This window comes from Desulfomicrobium escambiense DSM 10707 (assembly GCF_000428825.1).
GTDB classification, from domain to species: Bacteria; Desulfobacterota; Desulfovibrionia; order Desulfovibrionales; family Desulfomicrobiaceae; genus Desulfomicrobium; species Desulfomicrobium escambiense.
Genome location: NZ_AUAR01000001.1, coordinates 19,812 through 41,974, shown reverse-complemented (window position 1 = coordinate 41,974; position 22,163 = coordinate 19,812). Strand labels below are relative to the sequence as shown.

Here is a 22,163-nt window from a genome sequence, read left to right as displayed (position 1 = left end):
GCCCCTCCCGCCTCAGCCCTGGGGCCCGCTTTTCAGGACTTCAGCTACCTTGGACTCCAGCTCCTCTTTGTCGATGGGCTTGACGCAATATTCGCTGGCTCCGAGCTTGAGGGATTCGCGCGCCGTTTCCAGCGTGGGGTACCCCGTCAGCATGATGACCCGGATGCCGGGATCGTGCTTCTTCAGCTCGGCCAGGACCTCCACGCCCGTCATCTTCTTCAGCTTGATGTCGAGGATGGCCAAGGTGGTCCCGCCCTTGGCCACGTGCCGGATGGCATCCTCCTCTTCGGTGAAGGCCGTGACCTGATGACCCTGGCGTTCCAGAATCCTCTTCACCAGCACTCCCGCATCGGAAACGTCATCCAGGACTATGATCGAAGCCATGCGTTTCTCCTTGTTCCAGACGCGGCCCGGATGGGTGCGGACCGCGCGGGTTCGATTCGTTCAGTCGTGAGAACCAGGCACTCAGGGAAAGGTGCAGTGGTCCAGAGGGATGTCCACCGTAAAAATCGTCCCCGGACCGCTGGTCGCCCCGGCCGGCAGCGGCGGCAGGTCGAAGTCCTCCGGCAGGGGGCTGTCCACCCGGATGTCCCCCATGTGGTCCTTGACGATGCCGAAGGACACGGAAAGCCCGAGCCCCGTCCCCTTGCCCACGGACTTGGTGGTGAAGAAGGGGTCGAAGATCTTCTTGGCCGTCGCCTCGTCGATGCCCGACCCGCTGTCGGCCACCTCCAGCGTGACGATGCCCTGGGGCGTCTTGAGCTTGGTCCTGACCACGATGACGCCGCCGGACTCGGGCATGGCGTCCTTGGCGTTGGTCAGCAGATTGATCCAGATCTGCTTGAGCTTCTCGGGATCGCCGTAAATGATGGGAAAGCTGTCGTCCAGACGGGTCACGATGTCCACATGATCCAGGGCGAAGGAATGCCGGACCAGGGAAATGGCCTCCATGACGGAGTTGTTGAAGCACATCTCGCGCTTCTCGGATTCGCCCTGCCGGGAAAAGCCCAGGAGATCGGCCACGATCTTGCGGCAGACCTTGGTCTGCTTCTCGATGATGGCCAGGTCCTGGCTGAGCTGGCTGTCGACGGGCGCGTCCTCCTTGAGGAGCTGGGCGTAGCCGAGGATGATCCCCAACGGCGTGTTGATCTCGTGGGCCACGCCCCCGGCCAGCTTGCCGATGGATTCCATCTTCTGGGCCTGGATCAGTTGCTGCTCGTACTCCTTGATGTCCGTGACGTCCCGGTCCATGCGCAAAAGCCCCACGATGCGGCCGGACTCGTCCTGCACCGGGATCTGGACCACATGGAACCACTTGACCCCGCCCAGAGCCTCCACCTTTTCCTGCCGGTCCACGCGGCCGCCCGTGAGCAGCACCTCGCGGCCTTCGAGGTTGCGGCGCTCGGCCTCGTCTTCGGGGAAGAGATGGAAGTCGTTCAGGCCCTGTATCTCCTCCACGCTCCTGCCCACGCTCTGGGCGAAGGCCCGGTTGCAGGTCTGGTAGATCATGCGCGTGTCCACCAGGGAGATGAGGTCCGGATTCATGTCCAGCACCGTGGACAGGAGCCGCTGCTGGTTGGTCAGGGTCTGCTCGGCCTGCCGCAGCCCGCGGATGTGGTCGCGCAGGGTGAAGGCCATGAAGTCGAGGGACTCGGCCAGGTCCTGGATCTCGTCGCCGACGGACTGCAGGAAGACCGGGCAGTCCCGGCAGCTGGCGGGCTTGGGGCCGAGCTTGCAGGCATGGCCGGCGCACTTGGTGTCGGGCACCAGCCAGCACCTGCGCACGAGGTCGTGGTGCGCCGGGCAGCTTTTTTCGTTGCAGCTCATGATCTCCCAGCAGAAATGCTCGCCGGGCAGGACGGAAAGATTGTCGAGGCTCCCGCCGACAAGTTCCTCGGCGTGGGAGCGCAAGCGCGCCAGCCGCCGCGTCACCGTGCGGGCGAAAACGCTGCCGAGAGCCATGGCGGCCAGCAGGACACCGCCGAACATGGTGGCCAGGGCGGAGATGAACTGCTTGGTGGTGGCGCTCAGGCGCGACTTGGACAGGCCTACGCGGACCGTGCCGATGCGCTCGCCCGAAACGAGGATGGGCGCGGCGAAGTCATAGATGAAAATCTCGCCGGTATCGATGAGCTGCACCCTGACCTTTTCTCCGCTCGCCACGACATTCGCCGCGATGAGCTCCACGGGAAACCCCTTGATGAAGGAATGGGTGACGACCCGGTCGTCCGCGTTCATGACGAAGGCGTAGACCACGTCCCCTGTCTCCCCGACCATGTTGCGCAGGGTCAGGTAATCCTGAGACAGGAGCGGGTTGACGGCCCTGGCCGCCAGGCTCTCGGCCAGGGCCGCTCCGCGCAGCTTGTTCTCCGCCACCAGGGCCGAGGACGTCATGCGCGCCACGACGGGCAGCAGGAAAACGGCCATGCCGAGGACGATGGCTATAATGCCCAGGTTCAGCTTGGTTTCGAATTTCAGGCGGGAGATGCGGCCCGTCATTGCGCATTCTCGTTCAGATGCAGGCGCGATATCAGGTCGCGGATGGGGCGGAAGTCCTCATCGCGGGCGGGGATGATGTCGATCATGCCTGCAGCCGAGAGAATCTTCGCATGATCATGATTGCTGATCTGCAACCCCAGCATGGCCTTGGCGATCTTGTCCCTGGCGACCGGGTCGAACCCCTTGCGCGCGGAATAGACCCAGCCCGGATAGGGCCGGCTTTCGGCCAGGACGCGTATCTGGTCCAGGTCGATTTTGTCCCGCACCACGTCCAAGGTTCCCTTGCGGATGGTGCCGACATCGTAGGCCCCCGCATACACGGCCAGCACGACCGCCTCCTGGCGGCCGCCGGAACCCGTGGCGAAGGAGACTTCGTGGAAATCCTGGCGGGTGATGCCGTGGTCGTAGAAAAGGCCCATGGGGTAGAGATAGCCGCCGGCGGAATTGGGGTCCACGGCGATGAGCCTCTTGCCCCGGCAATCCTCCAGGCGGTTGATGGCCGGGTTGTCCGCCCGCACGATGACCTGGCCCTGGAAGTCCGCGCCGGTGTCGGCCTCGACGATGCGGGCGAAGGCCTCCGAACCCAGACGGGCCAGGGAGATGTAGACGAAGGGATTGGTGAAGGAGATGTCGATCTCGCCCCTCTCGACCATCTTGATGTGCTCGGCGAAGGTATTGGGGAATATCTGGCGCAGGGAAAGCCCGGTCTTGTGGCGCAGATATTCCAGCAGCCTGCGGTGACGTTCGAAGGAGACGGAATGGGAATACTGGGGCAGATAGGCGTACGTGATGGCTTCCGTCGTCCCGGGGGGGGCGACGCTCTCCACCCTCGACATGTCCACCTTGACCACGGGCTCGTCCTCCGAACACGCGAACAGGCAGGACAGGAGAAAAAAAAGGAGGAAACGCACGATCATGGACACTCCTGCACAGGTAAACCGGGCTGCGTCAGCAACCTTACTTCAAAGCCGGGCGACGAACAACCACAAGGTTTCCGCATCCCGCCTGCCGCGGCCTCGATGAATTTTTGCGCTATCGACGCCCGATGGTACGCGGCGGAGTCGAACTTTATGTTCAGCCTGCCTGGGAGCTTGATGCATGCACGCTGAAATTGTATCGCTATACGGCAAACTTCAACCTGAACCCCGGAAACAGCCATGCATGCGCATTCGGTCAGAAGACTCGCACAGATCGATTTCAACATCCCCGGCATCAAGAACGTCGGGATGGAACTCATGAAGCTTTTGAACGCTGCGGATCCCGACATGGATGCCATCGCCCGCACCATAGAGCTGGACCCGGCCCTCTTCGGCTCCGTCCTGGCCTGCGCGAACTCACCCCTCTTCTGCGGCGTCTCGGAGATCATCGACCTGCGCGTGGCCATCAACCGGCTGGGCCTGAAGGAGATCCGGCGCATCGTCTTCCACGTGGTCCTGGAATCCGCCTTCCGCTCGGACAACGCCGACATCAACAAGCTCCTGCGGAACATCTGGGCCCAGAACCTGGCCGTTTCCCTGACCATGCAGCGGCTCGTTCCGGAATGCCCGCAGGTCGCGGCCCTGCCCGTCGAGATGGTGACCCTCATCTACCCCCTGGGGCTCATGCACGTCATCGGCATCCCCGTGCTGATCATCAACAGGTACACGGCCTTCGCCAGATTCATCCGCGAGGACATGACCCGTCCCTTGCCCGAGATATACGAACGGGAGCGGGAGCTTTTCGACGGCTTCGACCACTTCGAACTCGGCGCGGAGCTGGTCAAACGCTGGGCGTTCCCGGACTTCGTGCCGGAGGTGATCGCAACCTACAACCTGCCCGACCCGGCCCTGGACAAGGACACGCGCACGCTCCACTCCCTGCTGCGCCATGCCCGCCACCTCGCCCAGGAATGGGGCTACGCGGCCCTGCCCAGCGCCCCGGAGGGCTACTGGCTCCAAGGCAACGTTTTCGATCTCGGCCACGTCGACCTGCAGAAGCTCGCCCTGGACGTCAAAGAACAGATGGGCAGGATCGTGCAGATGTTTTCCTGATCTCGGAACGCAGAAACGGAAAGGCCGCCGCGTCCTCATCGGAAGCGGCGGCCTTCGTGTTTTCTCTGCGCCGGGAAGGGGGCTAGAACCTGTAGGTCAGGCTCAGGCCGGCCATATGGGCGTGGGAGTCCTCGCGGGTCAGATCCACGATGCCGTCCTTGGGCTCCCGCGGCTCGTAATCACGGTCCTTCATCCATAGGTAGCCGTAGGACACGTCCACGGTCCAGGCGTCCTGGAAGGTCCAGCCCGCGCCCAGGGTCACGATCTGGCGGTCGGTGCAGGGCACGGCGAAGTCCTCGTAGTCGTCGTTGACCGGGGACTGGTCGTAGACGTAGCCGGCGCGCAGGTCCACGGTATCCGTCAGGGCGTATTCTGCGCCGAATTCGAAGCGCCAGGCGTTGCTCCAGTTCTTGGGGGCCGTGGCTTTGTCTTTTCCACTGGGCAGGAGTTCATCGTACTCGATGACCAGTTCCTTGTAGGCGCTCCAGTTGGTCCACACCGCGTCGAACTCCAGGCTCAGACGATCCATGGGCTTGACCATGACGCCCATGGTCACGGACTCGGGCACGGGCTCGGTGCCGGAGACATCGATGCTGTCCTTGAGATGCGCCACAGAGAGAGGAACGACGCCCTTCTGCGTGAATTCGGCCTCCCCGTCGACCGTGAGCTGGATCTCGCTGCGCCACAGGATGCCGAAAGCAAGCCAATCATAGGGGCGGTAGCGGGCCGCTAGGTTCATACCGTACCCCCATCCGTCAGCCGAGATTTCCTGTTTGATATCGGTCAAGTTCGTTGCGGGGTTGTATGTAGGAGTTAAACTTGCGTCCGAGGTCATGTGGTACCCAAAATCCAGATAGGTCATGTCCACGCCCACGGCCAGGGAGAAGGCGTCGGAGAACTTCATGGCCAGGTTGGGCGTGAAGCTCACGGACTTGATGGCCGCGTAGGAGCAGCTGTAGCGTCCGGCCCAGGTGTCGGGGTCTTCGTAGTCCGTGCCCAGGCCCACGCGCGAGAACATGCCCATGCCGAACCAGTAGTTGTCCGAGAGTTGCTTGGTGTAATACATGGTCGGCAGAGGCCAGACATGATCCTCGAAATCCATGCTTTCGAGGCCCGCCTCGTGGACTTCCATGGTCCCCGAAGGAGCCACGGCCGTGAAGCCAAGTTGGAACTGATCGCCAGGCAGATCCGTGATGGCCGCAGGGTTGTAGGCCACGGCCGAAGGGTCGGCATCCCTGGCCACCATCGCCCCGCCCAGGGCGTTGCCCCTGGCGCTCCATTCGTAGATACCGTATCCCGCCGCCCATGCCTGCCACGGCAAAAGCGCCAACGCCAAGCCCACGATCCATCTGCGCATCTCTTCTCCCCCTCTTGTGATTTTCCCGGTCGAAGTTGACAGGGCCCGGGGACTGTAGCAGGCAAAGATAAAACGTCAATGAATCACACCATAAAAATTATTCATATTTCATGAATACCACCCCAACCCGTTCATTCCCGGTGAATCCATGAACAGCTCCGATCTCGTCGCGTTCTATGCGCCCCGTCTCGAAAGCATGCCGGACCCGGCCCTGGTCATGAATCAGGACGGCGACGTGCTCTACGCCAACAGCACCCTGCGGGAAATGGGCAACACCCCGCTCGGCGCCCTTGCGCCCGGGAACATCACGGAGGAGCTTCGATCCATGGTCCGCGGCCGGGAACGTGAGGCCCCTGGCGACGACCGCCCGCCGGTGCGAGAATTCCGGCTGCGCGTGGTCCTGCCCGACGGTGCGGGCACGCGCCACGTGAACTGGAAGTGCGCGGCCGTCCCAACCAGCGACGGCATCGCGATCCTGGCCTGGGGAACCTTCAGGTCCACGGGGCCGGGCCGGGAGATGGGCTTCACGGTCCTGCCCAGCGGCATCATCCAAGCCGCAAGCCCGGCCCTGTGCGGCGTCTGCGGCTATTCGCGCGACGAACTGGTCGGCCGCCCGGCGCGGCAGTTCTACTACACCGCCGCCTCGCGCCGGCGCATCGTCAACCAGCTCAACGAACGCAGCGAAGTGGAAAACGGCGCCGTGACCCTGCGCCGCAAAGACGGCTCACCCCTGACCCTGTGGTACAGCGCCGAGGCCATCCGGGACGCCGAAGGCCGCATCCGCGCCTACAGCGGCTACTTCCAGGAGCGCCCCTTCCCGTTCTCGTCCAAGCTGGCCAGCGAGTTCACGCGCATCGTCGACGCCCTGCCCGACCTGGCCTGGGTCTGCGGCCGGGACCTGCGCATCGTGGCCGCCAACCAGGCCTACCTGCAGGCCTACGGCCGCGCCCGCCACGACGTCATCGACCGCACGGAATACGATTTCCTGGAACCGCGCCAGGCCCGCTTCCCCATCGAGGCGGCCATCAAGGTCTTCGAGGAGAAGCAGGAGCTCCTCCACCCGGCCGTGCCCCACCTGACGGACCCGCGGGTCTGGTACCGGGTCATCCGCCGGCCCATTTTCGACGACGACCGCCAGGAGGTCATCGGGCTGCTGGGCATCGCCCAGGACATCTCGGCCAAGGTCCTGCAGGAGAACGCCTTCATGGAGCAGCTGCGCGGCGGCGAGGGTGACGTGGTCGTGGTCACCGACGACCAGGGCCGCATCCTGCGCCGTTCGGCCCAGACCCTGAACCCGTCGATCTTCGGACGGCCCGAGGCCTTCGACGCCTACACCCTGGACATGCGCCCCGTGCTGGACCTGCTCCACGCCGAGGACCTGCCCAAGGTCCGCCAGGCCATGCACAACGCCCTGCGCGAACACCGCGAGCAGCATCTGGAATGCCGCATCCGCAACCAGGCCGGCGAGTACTCGACGGTTCTGACCCGCCTCGTGTTCAACGACACGTTCTACGGCGAGCCGCGCATGTACGCCGTGGTGCGGGACATCTCCGGCCAGGTGGGCCTGCGCACGGCCCCGATGGTCATCGAGCGCCTGCGGCAGGCCTCGGGCGCACGCACGGACCGGGAGCTGGCGTCCTTCCTGAACGTCTCGGCCGCAGCCATCTCCAACGCCCGCAAGAGCGGACGCATCCCGCCGGACTGGCTCATCGACACGGGGCTGCGCACGGGCCGGTCCATCGACTGGCTTGTCTGCGGGACCCAGGCCCTTCCCTGCTGAAGTCGAAAATCCCGCGGCCCCGGCCTCATGGGAGCTGTTGTGCTCGGCGAGGGAGATGGATAGTATCGCGACTTTGAATCTGAACCCCGGGAGCGCAACTTCATGAAGCGACTGACCATATTCCTTTTCCTTCTGCTTGCCGTCGGCTGCGCGGCGCGGCAGGCGCCTTCCACCGCCGCCCAGGACGAATGGCTGGCCCTGAACAGAACCTACATCGAACTCCACGCCCGTGGCGATTTCGATCAGGCCCTGGCCGTGGCCCTGCGCGAGATCGATCTGGCCCAGGCCTTCACGCCGCGCGACAACGCCGACATGGCCACGTCCCTCAACAACCTGGGCGTGGCCTACGCCGCCCTGGGCAGGTACGACGAGGCCGAATCACCGCTGCGCCGCTCCCTGGCCATGCGGGAGAAGGTCCTCGGCCCCGAACACCCCGAGGTTGCCACCACCCTTGGAAACCTCGGCGAACTCCTGGTCGCCAAGGACCGGGCCGCCGAGGCCGAGGAGATGTTCATCCGGGCCCTGAACATCCGCGAGAAGCGGTTCGGCGCCGAAGACAAGGACCTGGCAGAGTTGCTCAACAACCTCGGGGAACTCTACTTCCGCAAGAACCTGCTGGGCGAAGCCGAGAACATGCTCCGCCGGTCCCTGGCCATCCGTGAACGCCTCCTCGGACCTGAAGACCCGCAAGTGGCGCGAACCCTCGACAACCTGGCCGGCATCGAGCAGGCCCGCAGGCGCACCGACCAGGCCAGGCTGCTCCTGGAGCGCTCCCTGGCCATCAAGGAGAAGGCACTGGGACCCGGGCACCCCTGGCTGGTCAACACCCTGACCAACCTCGCCGACGTGCTCACGGCCCAGGGCGATGCGGCGGGAGCCGAAGCGCCGGCGCGGCGTGCGGTCGACATCGCCTCCAAGGCCTACGGCGCCGACAATGTGCGCACGGCCGTGCCCCTGACCACCCTCGGCAACGTCCTGCGCGCCCAGGATCGCCTGACCGAGGCGCAGGAGGCCTACGAACGCGCCTTGAGCCTGCGCGAGGCCTCCCTGCCGCAGGATCACATCGACATCGCCATATCCCTTGGCAACCTGGCCTCCCTGGAGTATGCGCGGGGACGCTTCGCCGAAGCCGACGCGCTCTACGACCGGGCTCTGGGCATCAGCGAGGCGAGCCTCGGCCCGCAGCACCCCGACGTGGCCCAGCTCCTGTTCAATCTCGGCGTGGTCAATCGCCGCCTGGGCAACCTGCAGCGCGCCGAGGGCGCCCTCCTGCGCGCCCTGGAAGTTCGGCGGGCCCTCTTCGGCCCCGAGGACCTTTCCGTGGCCCTGACCCTGGAAAGCCTGGCCATGACCATGACCGACGCGGGCCGCGAGGACGAGGCGGCCAGGTACTCACAGCAGGCCCAGGCCATACGGTCCAGGTTGCCCTGAGCCTTGTGAGAGGGAACCGGACCGCGCCTCTGCGCCCGGCATCCGGCGTTAGACGTCAGGCTTTTTTTTCGGTAGATTTTTCAAGTCGGCAGGCGACAGCGGGCAACCCCGCTGACCGCCATCACGCTACACTTCAAAGAGAGGGGCAGGTCAAACCTCAATGTTTGCGATCATAGGCCTTGTGGTTGTCATGGGATGCGTTGCGGGCGGCTACATCATGGCGCACGGAAACTTCAGCGTCCTGTGGCAGCCCGCGGAATTCGTCATCATTCTCGGTGCCGCCATCGGCACCTTCCTCGTCGCGTCGCCCATAAAGGTCATCAAGCTCACGCTGAAGGGCTTCGCCAGCGCCTTCAAGGCCAAATCCCCGGGCAAGGACGAATATCTCCAGCTGCTGCGGGCGCTCTACGACCTGCTGACCCTGGCCAAGCACGAAGGCATCATCGCCCTGGAAAGCCACGCCAACAAGCCCAAGGAAAGCAGCATCTTCACGCCCTACCCCTTTGTCGTCAAAAACCACCACGTCCTCGACTTCATCTGCGACAACGTGAAGACCTACGCCATGGCCGGCATGGAGCCCCATGAATTCGAATCCATCATGGACATCGACATGGAGGCCCACCACGAAGAGGAGATGATCGCGTCCGGCTCCATCAGCAAGCTCGCCGACTCCATGCCTGCCCTGGGCATCGTGGCCTGCGTCCTGGGCGTCGTCATCACCATGGGCGCCCTGAGCGAACCGCCGGAGGTCCTGGGCGCGCATATCGGCGCGGCCCTGGTCGGCACGTTCTTCGGCATCCTGATGGCCTACGGATTCGTCGCGCCCTTCGCCACCAACGTCGAGCACCAGGTCCGCGACCAGCACACGCTCCTCAATGTGGCCAAGACCGCCATCATGTCCTTCGCCCTCGGCTGGGCTCCGGCCCTGGCCCTGGAGGCCGCCCGCCGGGCCGTGCCCAGCTCGGCCCGCCCCACCTTTGAAGAACTCGAAAGCGCCGTGCGCAAGAAGTAGCCATGGCCGAGAAAAAAGCGGTCATCATCAAGAAGGTCAAGAAAGGCGGTCACGGCGGTCACCACGGAGGCGCCTGGAAGATCGCCTACGCCGACCTAGTCACGGCCATGATGGCCTTCTTCCTGCTCATGTGGCTTCTGAACAACGTCAGCGAGGAAAAGAAGGAGCAGCTCTCCATTTATTTCAAGGAGTTCTCCGTCTTCGACGGCCCGCCGCCGTCCATGACCATGGGCGCCGGCGGCAAGAGTTCGAGCGAGACAGAACGCCTGGTCCCCATCATGATGGAGGGGACCGTGGGCATGTACAGCGAAGGCAAATCGCAGGAGGAAATCCTCAAGGAGGCCATGGCCAAGGCCATCGAGGAGAAACTGAAGGACTACAAGGACGAGCTCATCGTCGACACCTTCGACAACGGCGTGCGCATCCAGATGCTCTACGGCGAGGGCAACCCCTTCTTCGAATCCGCAAGCTCCCAGCTGACTGAGGACGCCCGCCATGTGCTCAAGGTCATCGCCGAGACCGTGCGCGACATGCCCAACCATGTCGCAGTCGAGGGCCACACCGACGCCAAACCCCTGGGCGGGCCGAATTCACGCTACACCAACTGGGAACTCTCCACGGACAGAGCCTCTTCGGCCAGACTCATCCTGCAGGAGTACGGCATCGACCCCAAGCGCATGGTCCGCGTGGCCGGCTACGCCGCCACCCAGCCCCTGATCAGGGATAACCCCGAGGACCCTCGCAACCGGCGCGTCAGCATCCTGCTTTTCAACGACCCGACCCAGACGCCCGCCGACGCGCAGAACGCCAGCGGCCGGCCGCCCGACCCCATGAAGCTCAACCCCCTGCCCCAGCCCCCCGCCAACGGCGGCAGGCAGCTCTTCAAGGTCGCGCCGCTGCAGGACAACACCACGGAAGGCCTGGTCCTGCCCAGACGATAGGCGGAAAATCCATACCCCAAAAAGTGCAAAACCCCCGACAGCGAACTGCTGCCGGGGGTTTCTCATTTCATTCCGTCGGGTGCGGATCAGGACGCGCCGAGTCCGAAAACTCCGCGGCGCGAAGAAGCGGGGCGGGGCTGCGGAGCAGTCCGGCCGGACGCATCGGGGCGTTCCGCCGACTGGCGACGGCCCGAAGCAGCCGGGCGATCGGCCCTGACGCCGGCGTCGCGCCCGGCAGGTGCCGGACGGGAGGATCTGCCGGCTGGCGCACCCTGCCGCGGCGACGAGGACGGATTGCGGCGCGGAGCGCGCGGCGGCCTGGGCTCTTCGAAGGAGGAGTCGCTGCCCGCGGCGGAACGGTCGTAGACGAATCCGTCCAGCTGCACCCGCGGCAACCGCTCGCCCAGGATGCGCTCGATGGCCCGAATCTGGATTTCGTCCTCAGGCGAGACCAGCGTCACGGCCTGGCCGCTTCTGTCGGCACGGCCGGTCCGCCCGATGCGGTGGGTGTAGTTCTCCGCCGTGTCGGGCACGTCGAAGTTGACCACGTGCGTCACGCGGGTGCAGTCGATGCCGCGGGCCGCGATGTCCGTGGCGACCATGATGCGGTAGCGGCCGGCGCGGAAGCCGTCCAGGGCCTCCTGGCGACGGTTCTGGGACAGGTTGCCCTGCAGCGAGGTGGCCGCCATGCCCTTCTGGTCGAGCTTGCGGGCCAGGCTCTTGGCGCGGTGCTTGGTTCGGGTGAAGACAAGCACGCAGTCGTAGTTCTCCGCGCCGAGATAGGCCTCAAGCAGGGCCATCTTCTGGGCGGGCTGGACGGGATAGACGCTGTGCCGGATCTTTTCCGGCGGGGCCGTGTTGGCCACCTGCACCACGGCGGGCTGCTCCAGGATCTGGTCGGCGATCTTGCGGATCTCAGGGGGCATGGTGGCGGAAAAGAGCAGGTTCTGGCGCTTGGCCGGCAGCTTGGCCATGATGCGGCGCAGATCGGGCAGGAAGCCCATGTCGAACATGCGGTCGGCCTCGTCCAGGACCAGGGCGTCCACGTGGGACAGGTCGATGAGGCCGCGGTTCAGCAGGTCGAGCAGACGCCCGGGGCAGGCCACCAGGATGCTGGACTGGGAGGCCGCCTTGATCTGGGGCGTCTCGCCCACCCCTCCGAAGACCGCGGCGCTGCGGATGCCCGTCTGCTTGCCCAGGGCGATGAACGTCTCGTGAATCTGCAGGGCCAATTCGCGGGTCGGGGCCAGGACGAGGACGCGCACGGGCCCGCGCTGCGGGACCGAAGCCTCGATCATGCGCTGCAGCAGGGGCAGCGCGAAGGCGGCCGTCTTGCCGGTGCCGGTCTGGGCCAGGCCGAGGACGTCACGGCCTTCGAGCACCGATGGGATGGCCTGAACCTGGATGGGGGTGGGGGAAACATAGCCGCAGTCACGGATTCCGGCGTGCAGACGCCGGTCGAGGGAAAAAGAGGAAAAATCCACAAAAGATCCTGTGGTTGGAGGAAAATCGACGACTGGCGTGATGAGCAATCGAAGGCCGGGCGTACCGGATGGACGGAATAATCTCCAAGACGAGACGATGACGGGCCGCAGACGGAAATGTTCCGCAGGGCTTCAAGGCGCAAGTCTGCACACGCGAGAGATGTGACCCATAAGCGCACCGGGGGCGAATTGCAAAGAAAATCGCGGCCGGGCAAGAAAAAAGGCTGCACCGTCACCGATGCAGCCTGATCTTTCGTGGTGGGCCAACAAGGAATCGAACCTTGAACCTGCTGATTAAGAGTCAGATGCTCTACCAATTGAGCTATTGGCCCGCGCAAACGGAAGGCCTAAGTAGACAGGAGGGGCTGGATTGTCAAACGAAAAAATGCATCCCCGCAATAAATTTTCTCGTGCCCGCATCCGGCCGGATCCCGTCGTCTCGGGGCGCTTCGACTGCGGGCGGCTTCTCGATTCCCGACTACGCGCGCCCCAGCTTGACCAACAGCGTGGCCAGGGGGATGTTCTGCTGCAGCGGGTTGGTGGCGATAGCCGTGATGTTGGCGGAGACGACCGGGTCGTCCTTGCCGAAATCTGGATTGACGCTCAAGATTTCGAGGATGTAGTCGCTTGCCCGCTTGGACGTGTGCCTCTGCCTGATCATTTTCCGGTCCCCGTATGCCGTGTGGTGACAGATCGCGGCGTTGTACAGGGCCGTCGACCAGAACCCGACGTCCATCTTGGCGCCCCGCTTCTCCTCGCGCACCGCCAGGAGCGAATAGATGCCGCACGCCCCGTCCGGGTCGCCCAGCCTGTTCATCCGGAAATAGGCGACTTCGCTCAGGAGCGTCTTGTCCACGTTGCCGTTGCGCAGCAAAAGCGTCGCATACTCCCTGGACATGTCGAGGGACTCGTTGTCGACGCATGTGTTGGCGATCTCGAAAATCACGCCGGACGTACGCTCCTCGGACGTGATCCTGCGCGCCGCGCTGATGGACTTGGCGAAGAACTCCCTGGCTTCCTCCCCCCTGTTCTGTGCAAGGCACAGCTCGCCGATCCTGATGAAATTCGTGTAGTCGAGGGTGTTGATCTGCGCGAACTTCTTGAGCCAGAAAATCTCTCCCCGGGTCCTCTTGGTCGCCGCGCAGAGCTTGGCCAGGCTGGCGTAGGCCTGGAAGCTCAACTGTTCGTCCCTGAAGCCACGAATGTAGTACCGCCCGGCGTTCCTGTGTTCGCCCAGCGCAAGCTGAACGTCTCCGCAATACAGCAGGGATTGGTGCGTATGCTCGTATTCGGCCTCGATTTTCCGGCAGATGGCCTGCGCCCTGGCCAGTTCGCCCTTATCCAGGCACTCGCGCCCGGCTTCGACCAGCCGCTCCAGAACCGTCGGTTCGGCGAACACGGACACGACCCTGGCCTTGAGATCCTTGGGCATGAACGGCTTGACCAGCACGGCCCTGGCTCCGCGGGCGTAGAGCAGGCTGATGAGCCCCTGGTAGGCCTTGTCGACGATGGCCACGACCTTGAGGCGCTCCCGGTACTGGTCGTAGAGGGTGTCGAGCAGATGGAAATAGGACGGGCTGTTTTCGTTGTTGAAGTCCATGATCAGCAGCAGTTCCCTGGCATCCGCCAGGAAGCTCAGGAAACTCTTCTGGACTTTGGGTTCCCTGAAATCATCCGAGGCAATGTGGACGAGCGGGGTCAGTCCGAGTTCCGCCGTGATGCCGGTAATGGACTTGCGGATACCCATCTCGCGGCAGAGGATGCATATCCTGCCGTTGTTGCCGATGAATGTCGCCAGTGTGAAATGATGCTCCGGTGCCATGCCGCCCTCAGAATCGTTTTTCCTTGTGAAACATATTTTCCCCATCAAGCCAAGCGCAACCAGGCCACGCCTCACTGCGGGCATCTGTCGAAACAATGCGCGGTAAAACGCATCAGGCCGGGCGCTCGCCTCGCCTGCCCGCAGATTCCGGGCACAACCGGGTGCCGCGGTGGACACCCGGCCGGTTACCGTCTATACAATGAACCTGAACGACGTCATGCTTGCGGCCCGTGCGTCATGGACACGGGCCATCATCGAACCGATTCGCCCCATACGGAACATACCCAAGAACATTTTCAGGATACCCACATGTCATTCGACCATCTCGGCCTGCGCCCCGAACTGCTCAAGGCCGTCAGCAAGAAGGGCTACGAGGCCCCCACCGAAATCCAGGCCAGGGCCATCCCCGTCATCCTCGGCGGACGCGACATCCTGGCCAGGGCCCAGACCGGCACGGGAAAGACCGACGCCTTCGCCCTGCCCATCGTCGAAGTCCTGAGCGGCAGCCACGGCAACGGCCACCACCCCCGCGCCCTAGTCCTCACACCCACCCGCGAACTGGCCCTGCAGGTCGGCGAAAGCATCAAGGCCTACGCGCGCAAAGTCGGTCTGCGCTGCACCGTGGCCTTCGGCGGCGTGCGCATCGAACCGCAGATCGAACGCCTGCAGCGCGGCATCGACATCCTCGTGGCCACGCCCGGCCGTCTGCTGGACCTGGCGGAACAGGGCTTCCTCAACCTGGCGCTCATTGAGTTTCTCATCTTCGACGAAGCCGACCGCATGCTCGATCTGGGCTTTTCCCGCGAGATCGGCCAGATTCTCGAACTCCTGCCCGAAGACCGCCGGACCATGCTCTTCTCGGCCACCTACTCGCCGCAGATCAGGGCCCTGGCCTCGCGCATGCTGAAGAACCCGGAGAACGTGGAGATCACCCCCGAGGTCATCACGGCCGAGGCCGTGACCCAGAAAATCCATTTCGTGGAGCGCGACAACAAGCTCCCGCTGCTCCTCCACCTCATCGACAGGCAAAAGGGGAATCGCATCCTGGTCTTCGCCCGCACCCGCACCTGGGCCAACCGGCTGACCGACAAGATCGCGGCCCACGGCGTGAACGTCGCGGCCCTGCACGGCAGCAAGAGCCAATCCCTGCGCAAGCGTACCCTGGAGGAGTTCAAGGCCGGCGAGATCCACGTCCTCGTGGCCACGGACGTGGCGGCCCGCGGCCTGGACATTTCGGACCTCCCGCTGGTGGTCAACTACGACATGCCCGGCTTCCCCGAGGAGTACATCCACCGCATCGGCCGCACGGGCCGGGCCGGGCACAGCGGCGTGGCCGTGTCCCTGGTCTGTCCCGAGGAGCACGACCTGCTGGCGGCCATCGAGAAGGCCCTGGGCCGCAAGATCCCGGTGGAGGCGGTCAAGGGCTACACCCAGGACAGCGACATCCCCGACGGCGTGCTCTACCGCCCCGGCAACCCGGTCAGCGAGAAAAAGGCGCCCAAGGCCATCAAGGCCCTTGTGGCCGACAAGAAGGGCGCGAAGCTGCCGGTCCGCGGCAAAGGGCCCAAGCCCGCAGGTGATGGCCCAACCCGCACGAAATCCGATTCCGGCAGGTCCGGAAAACCCGGCGACACCGCCGGGGGCAAGGTCCGCAGCCCCAAGGCCGGACGCAGCGACGAACGCGGCGGCAAGCCCAAGGCCGGCGGCACAGGCGGGAAACCCGCCCGCCCCGCTTCCCGTCCGGCAAAACCGGCAAAACCAGGCCGCGGCAGGACGGGACGCTGACCTGTCCCGCGACGCCGCGCGCTCCGCTGCCGGCCTCTCGCCACGGTCGGCAGCAACCACGCAACCAGGAGGAACCGACATGAGTCGCCCCAGAATCTTCGTCACTCGCCGCATACCCGAGGCCGGACTGACCCGGCTCCGCGCCAGCTTCGAGGTCGTCGTCAACCCTGATGACCGGCCCCTGACCACGGAGGAGCTGCACCGCGGCGTCGCCGACGCCGACGCGGTCGTCGGCCTCCTGACTGACAGGATCGACGCCGCCTTCTTCGACGCCGCGCCGAACCTCAAGGGCTACGCCAACTACGCCGTGGGCTACGACAACATCGACGTGGCCGAGGCCACGCGCCGCGGCATCCCCGTGTCCAACACCCCCGACGTGCTGACCATGGCCACGGCCGAACTGGCCTGGGCACTGCTCTTCGCCGTGGCCCGCCGCGTGGTCGAGACCGACGCCGTCATGCGCTCGGGCGCCTGGACGGGCTGGGGCCCGCTGCAGTTCATCGGCGCCGACGTCAGCGGCCGGACGCTCGGCATCGTCGGCGCAGGACGCATCGGCACGGCCATGGCCCGCATGTCCGCGGGCTTTAACATGCGCGTCCTCTACACCAGCTCGTCGAGCCGCAACGAGGAACTGGAGCGCGATCTCGGCGCCCGCAGGGTGGAGTTCGACGAACTTCTGCGCGAATCGGACTTCATCTCCATCCACACCCCCCTGCGGCCGTCCACGCGCCACCTCTTCAACGCCGACGCCTTCCGCCTGATGAAGAACACCGCCATCCTCATCAATACCGGCCGCGGCCCCGTGATCAGGGAGGACGACCTCGTGGCTGCATTGCGCGCCGGGGAAATCGGTGGCGCGGGCCTCGACGTCTACGAAATGGAACCGCGCATGGCCGAGGGGCTCAAGGACTGCCCCAACACCGTCCTGCTGCCCCACATCGGCTCGGCAACGCATTCCACCCGCGACAATATGGCCCTGCTGGCGGCCGAGAACATCGAGGCCATGCTTGCCGGGACCAGACCACCGACCATCCTGAACCCGGAGGTCCTGAAGTGACGCAGGCCAGGGAGAATACCGCCATGACCGATCCCCTTCTCCACGCCGAGCGGATCTTCCGCGCCGGCCTCGACCGCGTCGACCCCGTGAAGATGATGGAGCGCGTCCTGACCCTTGACGGCGAGACCCTGCGCGTGACCACGGAATCGCAGTCCTTCGAGTACGACCTCGACCGCTACCGGCGCATCCTCGTCCTCGGCGCGGGCAAGGCCTCGGCGCGCATGGCCCTGGGCCTGGAAAAGCTTCTGGGGCAACGCATCGCCGACGGCATCGTGGCCGTGAAGGAAGGACACCTCGAATTGCTGAACCGCATCCGCCTTGTGGAAGCCTCCCACCCTGTGCCGGACGAACGCAGCGCCGCCGCGGCCGAAGCGGTCCTGGACCTGGCTCGCTCCGCCGAACCCGGCGACCTCGTCTTTGTTCTCGTCTCGGGCGGGGGCTCGGCCATTCTCGCCGCCCCCTGGAGCGAAAACGGCCGCAGCCTGACCCTGGAGGACAAGCAGGCCGTGACCAAGTCCCTGCTGGCCTGCGGCGCGACCATCCAGGAGATCAACTGCGTGCGCAAGAAGCTTTCGAACATCAAGGGCGGACGCCTGGCCCGGGCCCTGGCGCGGGCCGAGTTCCTGAGCCTCATCCTGTCCGACGTCATCGGCGACGACCTGGACGCCATTGCCAGCGGCCTGACCGTGCCCGACGGGACCACCTGCGTCGAGGCGAGCGGCATCATCGAGCGCTACGGCCTGGCCGGCAAGCTCCCGCCTGCAGCCGAATCCCTGCTGCGCGACGCCGCCCAAGGCGTCATCGCGGACACGCCCAAGGCCGACGACCCGGCCTTCGCCAACTCGCGCACGGTGCTCATCGGCACCAACCACCAGGCCCTGCTGGCCGCCCGCGACAAGGCCCGGGAACTGGGCTACAATACCCTGCTCCTGACCTCGCACCTGACCGGCGAAGCCCGCGAGATGGCCCACCTGTTCCTGGGCATCGCCAAGGACATCACGGCCCACGGCCTGCCCGTGGAGCGCCCGGCCTGCGTCATCGCCGGCGGCGAGACCACCGTCACCCTGCGCGGTGGCGGCAAGGGCGGCCGCAACCAGGAGATGGCCCTGGCCTACCTGGCGGCCTACGCCCGCTCGCCCAAGGACGCAGGCGCCGCTGTCTTCCTGGCCGCCTCCACCGACGGCAGCGACGGCCCCACCGACGCCACCGGCGCCTTCGCCTCCCCGGCGATCCTGGAACACGGCCGCGACCTGGGCCTGGAACCGTCCCATTTCCTGGCCGACAACGACGCCTACCACTACTTCGAACAGCTGGGGCAGCTGCTGAAGACCGGGCCGACGAATACGAATGTGTGTGATATCAAGGTGCTGCTGGTGCCTTAGGGGGATGGACGGGATGGACTGACACGGACTGGCACGGACAAAAGGCACAACATCCTCCTGGTCCGTGTTCGTCCATAAAGTCCATCTCGTCCATCCAGTCCACCCAGCCCCCTCTCACAAAAAAAGGCAGGCCCTTCCGGACCTGCCTTTCTTCTTTCCGGCTCTCCCCCGCCGCGTCATCCGCCCAGATAGGCGTGGATGACCCGCTCGTCGTTCAGGAGTTCCTCGCCCGTGCCCTGTAGCACGATGCTGCCCGTTTCGAGCACGTAGGCGTAGTGCGCCACCTTCAGGGCGGCGAAAGCGTTCTGCTCCACCAGGAGGACCGTCTTGCCCTGGGCGTTGATGACCTTGATGATTTCGAAGACGTCCTTGACCAGAAGCGGCGCCAGGCCCAGGGACGGCTCGTCGAGCATGACCACGTCGGGGGAGCTCATGAGCGCCCGGGCCACGGCCAGCATCTGCTGTTCGCCGCCCGAGAGGGTGCCGCCCTTCTGGTTCTGGCGCTCGCGCATGCGCGGGAAGAGGTCGAAGACCCACTCCTTGTCCTTCTCGATGCCGTCCTTGTCGCTGCGGCTGTAGGCGCCCAGGTACAGGTTCTCGGTCACCGAGAGGTGCGGGAAGATGCGCCGCCCTTCCGGGGACATGACGATGCCGCTCTTGACGATCTCCACCGGGTCCAGCGTCGTGATGTCGCGGTCGTTGTAGGTGATCTTGCCCTTCTTGTTCTTGATGAGGCCCGAAATGGCCCGCAGGGTGCTGCTCTTGCCGGCGCCGTTGGCGCCGATAAGGGTCACGACCTTGCCCTTGGGCGCCTCCAGGGAGATGCCCTTCAGGGCGTGGATGCCCCCGTAATATACATGCAGGTCGCTGATCTTAAGCATATTTCACGTACTCCTCACCCAGATAGGCCTCGATGACCTTGGGGTTGGACTGGATGGCTTCGGGCCCGCCCTCGGCGATGGTCACGCCGTAGTCGAGGACCCACATGTGCTCGCACACGCCCATGACGACCTTCATATCGTGCTCGATCAAGAGGATCGTCAGGTCGAAACGGGTGCGGATGGTGCGGATGAAATCCATCAGTTCCAGGGATTCCTGCGGGTTCATGCCCGCGGCGGGCTCGTCCAGCAGCAGGAAGCGCGGCCTGGTGGCCAGGGCGCGGGCGATCTCCAGGCGGCGCTGGGCGCCGTAGGGCAGGCTGTTGGCCTTCTCCTGGGCGATGCCGGCCAGGCCGACGACGTCGAGCAGGTCCATGGACCGATCGCGGATCTCGCGCTCCTCGCGCAGGGACATGGGCGTCATGAGCACCGACTGGATCCAGCCCGTGCGCTGGCGCACGAAGCTGCCGATCATGACGTTCTCGATGGCTGTTTCGTTGCCGAAGAGCCGGATGTTCTGGAAGGTGCGCGCGATGCCCGCGCGGCAGACCTGGTGCGGCGACATGCCGGTCAGTTCCTTGCCCTCGAAGAAGACCTGCCCTTCGGTCGGCTTGTAGAAGCCCGTGACCATGTTGAAGCAGGTCGTCTTGCCGGCGCCGTTGGGTCCGATGAGGCCCGTGATGCTGCCCTGGGGGATGCTGGCGCTGAAGTCCGAGACGGCGACCAGGCCGCCGAAGCGCATGGTCAGGCCCTTGGTTTCGAGAATCATGCTCATGCCTTGCCTCCCTTCATGAACCGAGCCACGGTGCCCCAGTGGATTTCGCGCATGCCCATGATCCCTTCGCGGCGGAAGAGGATGACGAGGATGAGCACCAGGGAGAAGACGACCATGCGCATGCCGGGAATGCCGGGCAGGGTCCAGTCGCCGATGGTCACGGGGTTCTCCACGAAGCGCAGCCACTCCAGCATGACAGTGATGCCCGTGCCGGCCAGGATGGAACCGGTGATGGAACCCAGGCCGCCGGTGACGACGATCATGAGCACGTTGAAGGTCAGGGTAAAGAGGAACATCTTGGGGTCGATGGTGGTCAGCAGGCTGGCCAGCAACGCCCCGCCCACCCCTGCGAAAAAGGCGCCGAAGGTGAAGGACAGGAGCTTGATCTTGAACACGTTGATGCCCATGGCCTTGGCCGCGGTCTCGTCGTCGCGGATGGCCTTGAAGACGTTGCCTGTGTTGCTGTTCAGGATGCGGATCACGAAGTAGAGGGTCAACAGACACCATCCGTAGTTCCACCAAAGGTTGGCGTGGTCGGGGATGCCCTTGAAACCCAGCGCCCCGTTGGTCACGCGCGGGATGTTGTTGGCGATGACGCGCACGATCTCGGCGAAGCCCAGGGTGGCGATGCCCAGATAGTCGTCACCCAGGCGCAGCAGCGGCGCGCCGATGACCAGCCCGAAGAGGGCCGCCACGGCCCCGCCGGCGATCACCGCCATCAGGAACGGCGCGTGGGAGTTCTGCACCCAGGGCAGGGCCTCCTGCAGGATGAAGAGCGTCTCCTTCTGCTCCGGCGTCATGATGAGGATGGAGCAGACGTAGGCGCCGATGGCCATGAAGCCGGCGTGCCCGAGGCTGAACATGCCCGTGAAGCCGTAGATGAGGTTCAGTGACAGCGCCAGGATGATGTTCACGGCGATGAGGTTCAGGATCTGGATCTTGTAGCCGTCCAGATTCCCTTCGGCCCACCACAGGAAAAGTCCCAGGCAGCCGATCAGGACGAGGTTGAGCAGTATTGTCGTTGAGCGGTTCATCAGACCTTGTCCTCCGTCTTGACGCCCAGCAGGCCTGTCGGTTTGACCAGCAGGATGCCGATCAGCAGGACAAAGGCGAAGGCGTCGCGGTATCCTGCCAGATCAGGGAAAAATGCCACGGTCATGATTTCGATGAAGCCCAGGGCCACGCCGCCGATGACCGCGCCCTGGATGGAGCCGATGCCCCCGAACACGGCCGCGATGAAGGCCTTGAAGCCCGGGATGGCGCCCATGATGGGCTGCAGCTGCGGGTACCGCAGGGCCCACATGATGCCGCTGGCCGCGGCCAGGGCCGAGCCGATGCCGAACGTCAGGGCGATGACCTTGTTCACGGACACGCCCATGAGGTAGCTCGTCTCGATGTCCTTGCTGATGGCGCGCATGCCCAGGCCCGCCTTGGTGTGGTACACGATGTAGACCAGGGCCAGCATGAGGAAGAGCGACAGCAGCGGCACGAAGAGGGTCAGGGGCAGGACGCGCACGTCGCCCCAGAGCATGGGGTTCTCCAGCCAGGCAGGACGGTAGACCTGCCGCGGGATGGCCTGGAAGAAGACGATGGCCACGTTCTGCAGGAAAAAGGAGACGCCGATGGCGCTGATCAGGGCCGAGATGCGGGGAGCGTCGCGCAAGGGCCGGTAGGCGATGCGGTCCACGAGGATGCCTATGCCCGCGACCAGGATGATGGATGCGACCATGGCCACAGGCCAGGGCAGGTGGAAAAGCGTGATGCCCCAGAACACGAGATAGGCACCGAGCATGAAGATTTCGCTGTGGGCGAAGTTGATCAGCCGCAGGATGCCGTAGACCATGGTGTAGCCGATGGCGATGAGCGCATACAGACTGCCGAGGGTCAGGCTGTTCAGAAAATGCTGGATGAAAGTTGCCAGGTTCATGGA

At 64.8% G+C, this 22,163-nt stretch carries 18 protein-coding genes and 1 tRNA gene; 8 read left to right on the top strand and 11 right to left on the bottom strand.

From position 1 onward, the window contains the following. Positions 1-12 precede the first annotated feature (12 nt). The 3 genes from G394_RS0100185 to G394_RS0100175 all read right to left on the bottom strand — a co-directional run bounded on the left by G394_RS0100185 (position 13) and on the right by G394_RS0100175 (position 3,416). Positions 13-384, bottom strand: coding sequence for a response regulator (locus G394_RS0100185; RefSeq protein ID WP_028575923.1), 372 nt, complete (start codon positions 382-384; stop codon positions 13-15). 81 nt (positions 385-465) lie between these two features. Then, the gene (locus G394_RS0100180; RefSeq protein ID WP_028575922.1) at positions 466-2,499 is read right to left on the bottom strand and encodes an ATP-binding protein; all 2,034 of its coding nucleotides are present in this window, start codon (positions 2,497-2,499) and stop codon (positions 466-468) included. Then, positions 2,496-3,416, bottom strand: a complete 921-nt coding sequence (locus G394_RS0100175) for a phosphate/phosphite/phosphonate ABC transporter substrate-binding protein (RefSeq protein WP_028575921.1) — start codon at positions 3,414-3,416, stop codon at positions 2,496-2,498. The genes G394_RS0100180 and G394_RS0100175 overlap by 4 nt, the downstream gene beginning before the upstream one ends. A 240-nt stretch (positions 3,417-3,656) precedes the next feature. Here G394_RS0100175 and G394_RS0100170 point away from each other — a divergent pair, with 240 nt between their 5' ends. Continuing rightward, positions 3,657-4,529: an HDOD domain-containing protein gene (locus G394_RS0100170; RefSeq protein ID WP_028575920.1), complete on the top strand. Its 873-nt coding sequence runs from the start codon at positions 3,657-3,659 to the stop codon at positions 4,527-4,529. An 82-nt stretch (positions 4,530-4,611) separates the two neighbouring features. On the opposite strand, the gene G394_RS0100165 is transcribed toward G394_RS0100170, so the two are convergent. Next, positions 4,612-5,886 (bottom strand): OmpP1/FadL family transporter, encoded by a 1,275-nt coding sequence (locus G394_RS0100165; protein ID WP_028575919.1) that lies wholly within the window; start codon positions 5,884-5,886, stop codon positions 4,612-4,614. Between the two features lie 148 nt (positions 5,887-6,034). Between G394_RS0100165 and G394_RS0100160 the strand changes: the two genes are divergently transcribed. The 4 genes from G394_RS0100160 to G394_RS17280 all read left to right on the top strand — a co-directional run bounded on the left by G394_RS0100160 (position 6,035) and on the right by G394_RS17280 (position 11,050). Beyond that, positions 6,035-7,666 (top strand): PAS domain S-box protein, encoded by a 1,632-nt coding sequence (locus G394_RS0100160; protein ID WP_028575918.1) that lies wholly within the window; start codon positions 6,035-6,037, stop codon positions 7,664-7,666. A gap of 102 nt (positions 7,667-7,768) precedes the next feature. Next, the gene (locus G394_RS17285) at positions 7,769-9,097 is read left to right on the top strand and encodes a tetratricopeptide repeat protein (protein WP_051306828.1); all 1,329 of its coding nucleotides are present in this window, start codon (positions 7,769-7,771) and stop codon (positions 9,095-9,097) included. Between the two features lie 160 nt (positions 9,098-9,257). Beyond that, positions 9,258-10,109, top strand: coding sequence for a flagellar motor stator protein MotA (gene motA / locus G394_RS0100150; RefSeq protein ID WP_028575917.1), 852 nt, complete (start codon positions 9,258-9,260; stop codon positions 10,107-10,109). Positions 10,110-10,111: 2 nt separating this feature from the next. Then, positions 10,112-11,050, top strand: coding sequence for a flagellar motor protein MotB (locus G394_RS17280; RefSeq protein ID WP_051306827.1), 939 nt, complete (start codon positions 10,112-10,114; stop codon positions 11,048-11,050). Between the two features lie 86 nt (positions 11,051-11,136). Here the strand turns inward: G394_RS17280 and G394_RS17275 are convergent, their stop codons facing one another. The 3 genes from G394_RS17275 to G394_RS0100130 form a co-directional block, all read right to left on the bottom strand. Further along, entirely contained in the window at positions 11,137-12,534 is a 1,398-nt protein-coding gene (locus G394_RS17275) for a DEAD/DEAH box helicase (protein ID WP_043774270.1), read from the bottom strand. 256 nt (positions 12,535-12,790) lie between these two features. Further along, positions 12,791-12,866, bottom strand: a tRNA-Lys gene (locus G394_RS0100135). Positions 12,867-13,012: 146 nt separating this feature from the next. Next, entirely contained in the window at positions 13,013-14,356 is a 1,344-nt protein-coding gene (locus G394_RS0100130; protein ID WP_028575916.1) for a tetratricopeptide repeat protein, read from the bottom strand. Between the two features lie 309 nt (positions 14,357-14,665). Here G394_RS0100130 and G394_RS0100125 point away from each other — a divergent pair, with 309 nt between their 5' ends. From G394_RS0100125 to G394_RS0100115, 3 genes are all read left to right on the top strand, one after another. Beyond that, the gene (locus G394_RS0100125) at positions 14,666-16,141 is read left to right on the top strand and encodes a DEAD/DEAH box helicase (protein ID WP_028575915.1); all 1,476 of its coding nucleotides are present in this window, start codon (positions 14,666-14,668) and stop codon (positions 16,139-16,141) included. A gap of 79 nt (positions 16,142-16,220) precedes the next feature. Continuing rightward, positions 16,221-17,198, top strand: coding sequence for a 2-hydroxyacid dehydrogenase (locus G394_RS0100120; protein WP_028575914.1), 978 nt, complete (start codon positions 16,221-16,223; stop codon positions 17,196-17,198). Positions 17,199-17,221: 23 nt separating this feature from the next. Continuing rightward, entirely contained in the window at positions 17,222-18,580 is a 1,359-nt protein-coding gene (locus G394_RS0100115) for a glycerate kinase type-2 family protein (protein ID WP_028575913.1), read from the top strand. 176 nt (positions 18,581-18,756) lie between these two features. Here G394_RS0100115 and G394_RS0100110 read toward each other — a convergent pair whose 3' ends face one another. Genes G394_RS0100110 through G394_RS0100095 form a run of 4 tightly spaced genes read right to left on the bottom strand, consistent with a single transcriptional unit; the run spans position 18,757 to position 22,160 of the window. Then, on the bottom strand, positions 18,757-19,461 hold the full coding sequence (locus tag G394_RS0100110; RefSeq protein ID WP_028575912.1) for an ABC transporter ATP-binding protein: 705 nt from the start codon (positions 19,459-19,461) through the stop codon (positions 18,757-18,759). Continuing rightward, positions 19,454-20,233 (bottom strand): ABC transporter ATP-binding protein, encoded by a 780-nt coding sequence (locus tag G394_RS0100105; RefSeq protein ID WP_028575911.1) that lies wholly within the window; start codon positions 20,231-20,233, stop codon positions 19,454-19,456. Before G394_RS0100105 ends, G394_RS0100110 begins: the two co-directional genes overlap by 8 nt. Beyond that, complete coding sequence (locus G394_RS0100100) at positions 20,230-21,267, bottom strand: branched-chain amino acid ABC transporter permease (protein WP_028575910.1); 1,038 nt, start codon at positions 21,265-21,267, stop codon at positions 20,230-20,232. Before G394_RS0100100 ends, G394_RS0100105 begins: the two co-directional genes overlap by 4 nt. Beyond that, positions 21,267-22,160 (bottom strand): branched-chain amino acid ABC transporter permease, encoded by an 894-nt coding sequence (locus G394_RS0100095; RefSeq protein ID WP_028575909.1) that lies wholly within the window; start codon positions 22,158-22,160, stop codon positions 21,267-21,269. The genes G394_RS0100100 and G394_RS0100095 overlap by 1 nt, the downstream gene beginning before the upstream one ends. Positions 22,161-22,163 lie beyond the last annotated feature (3 nt).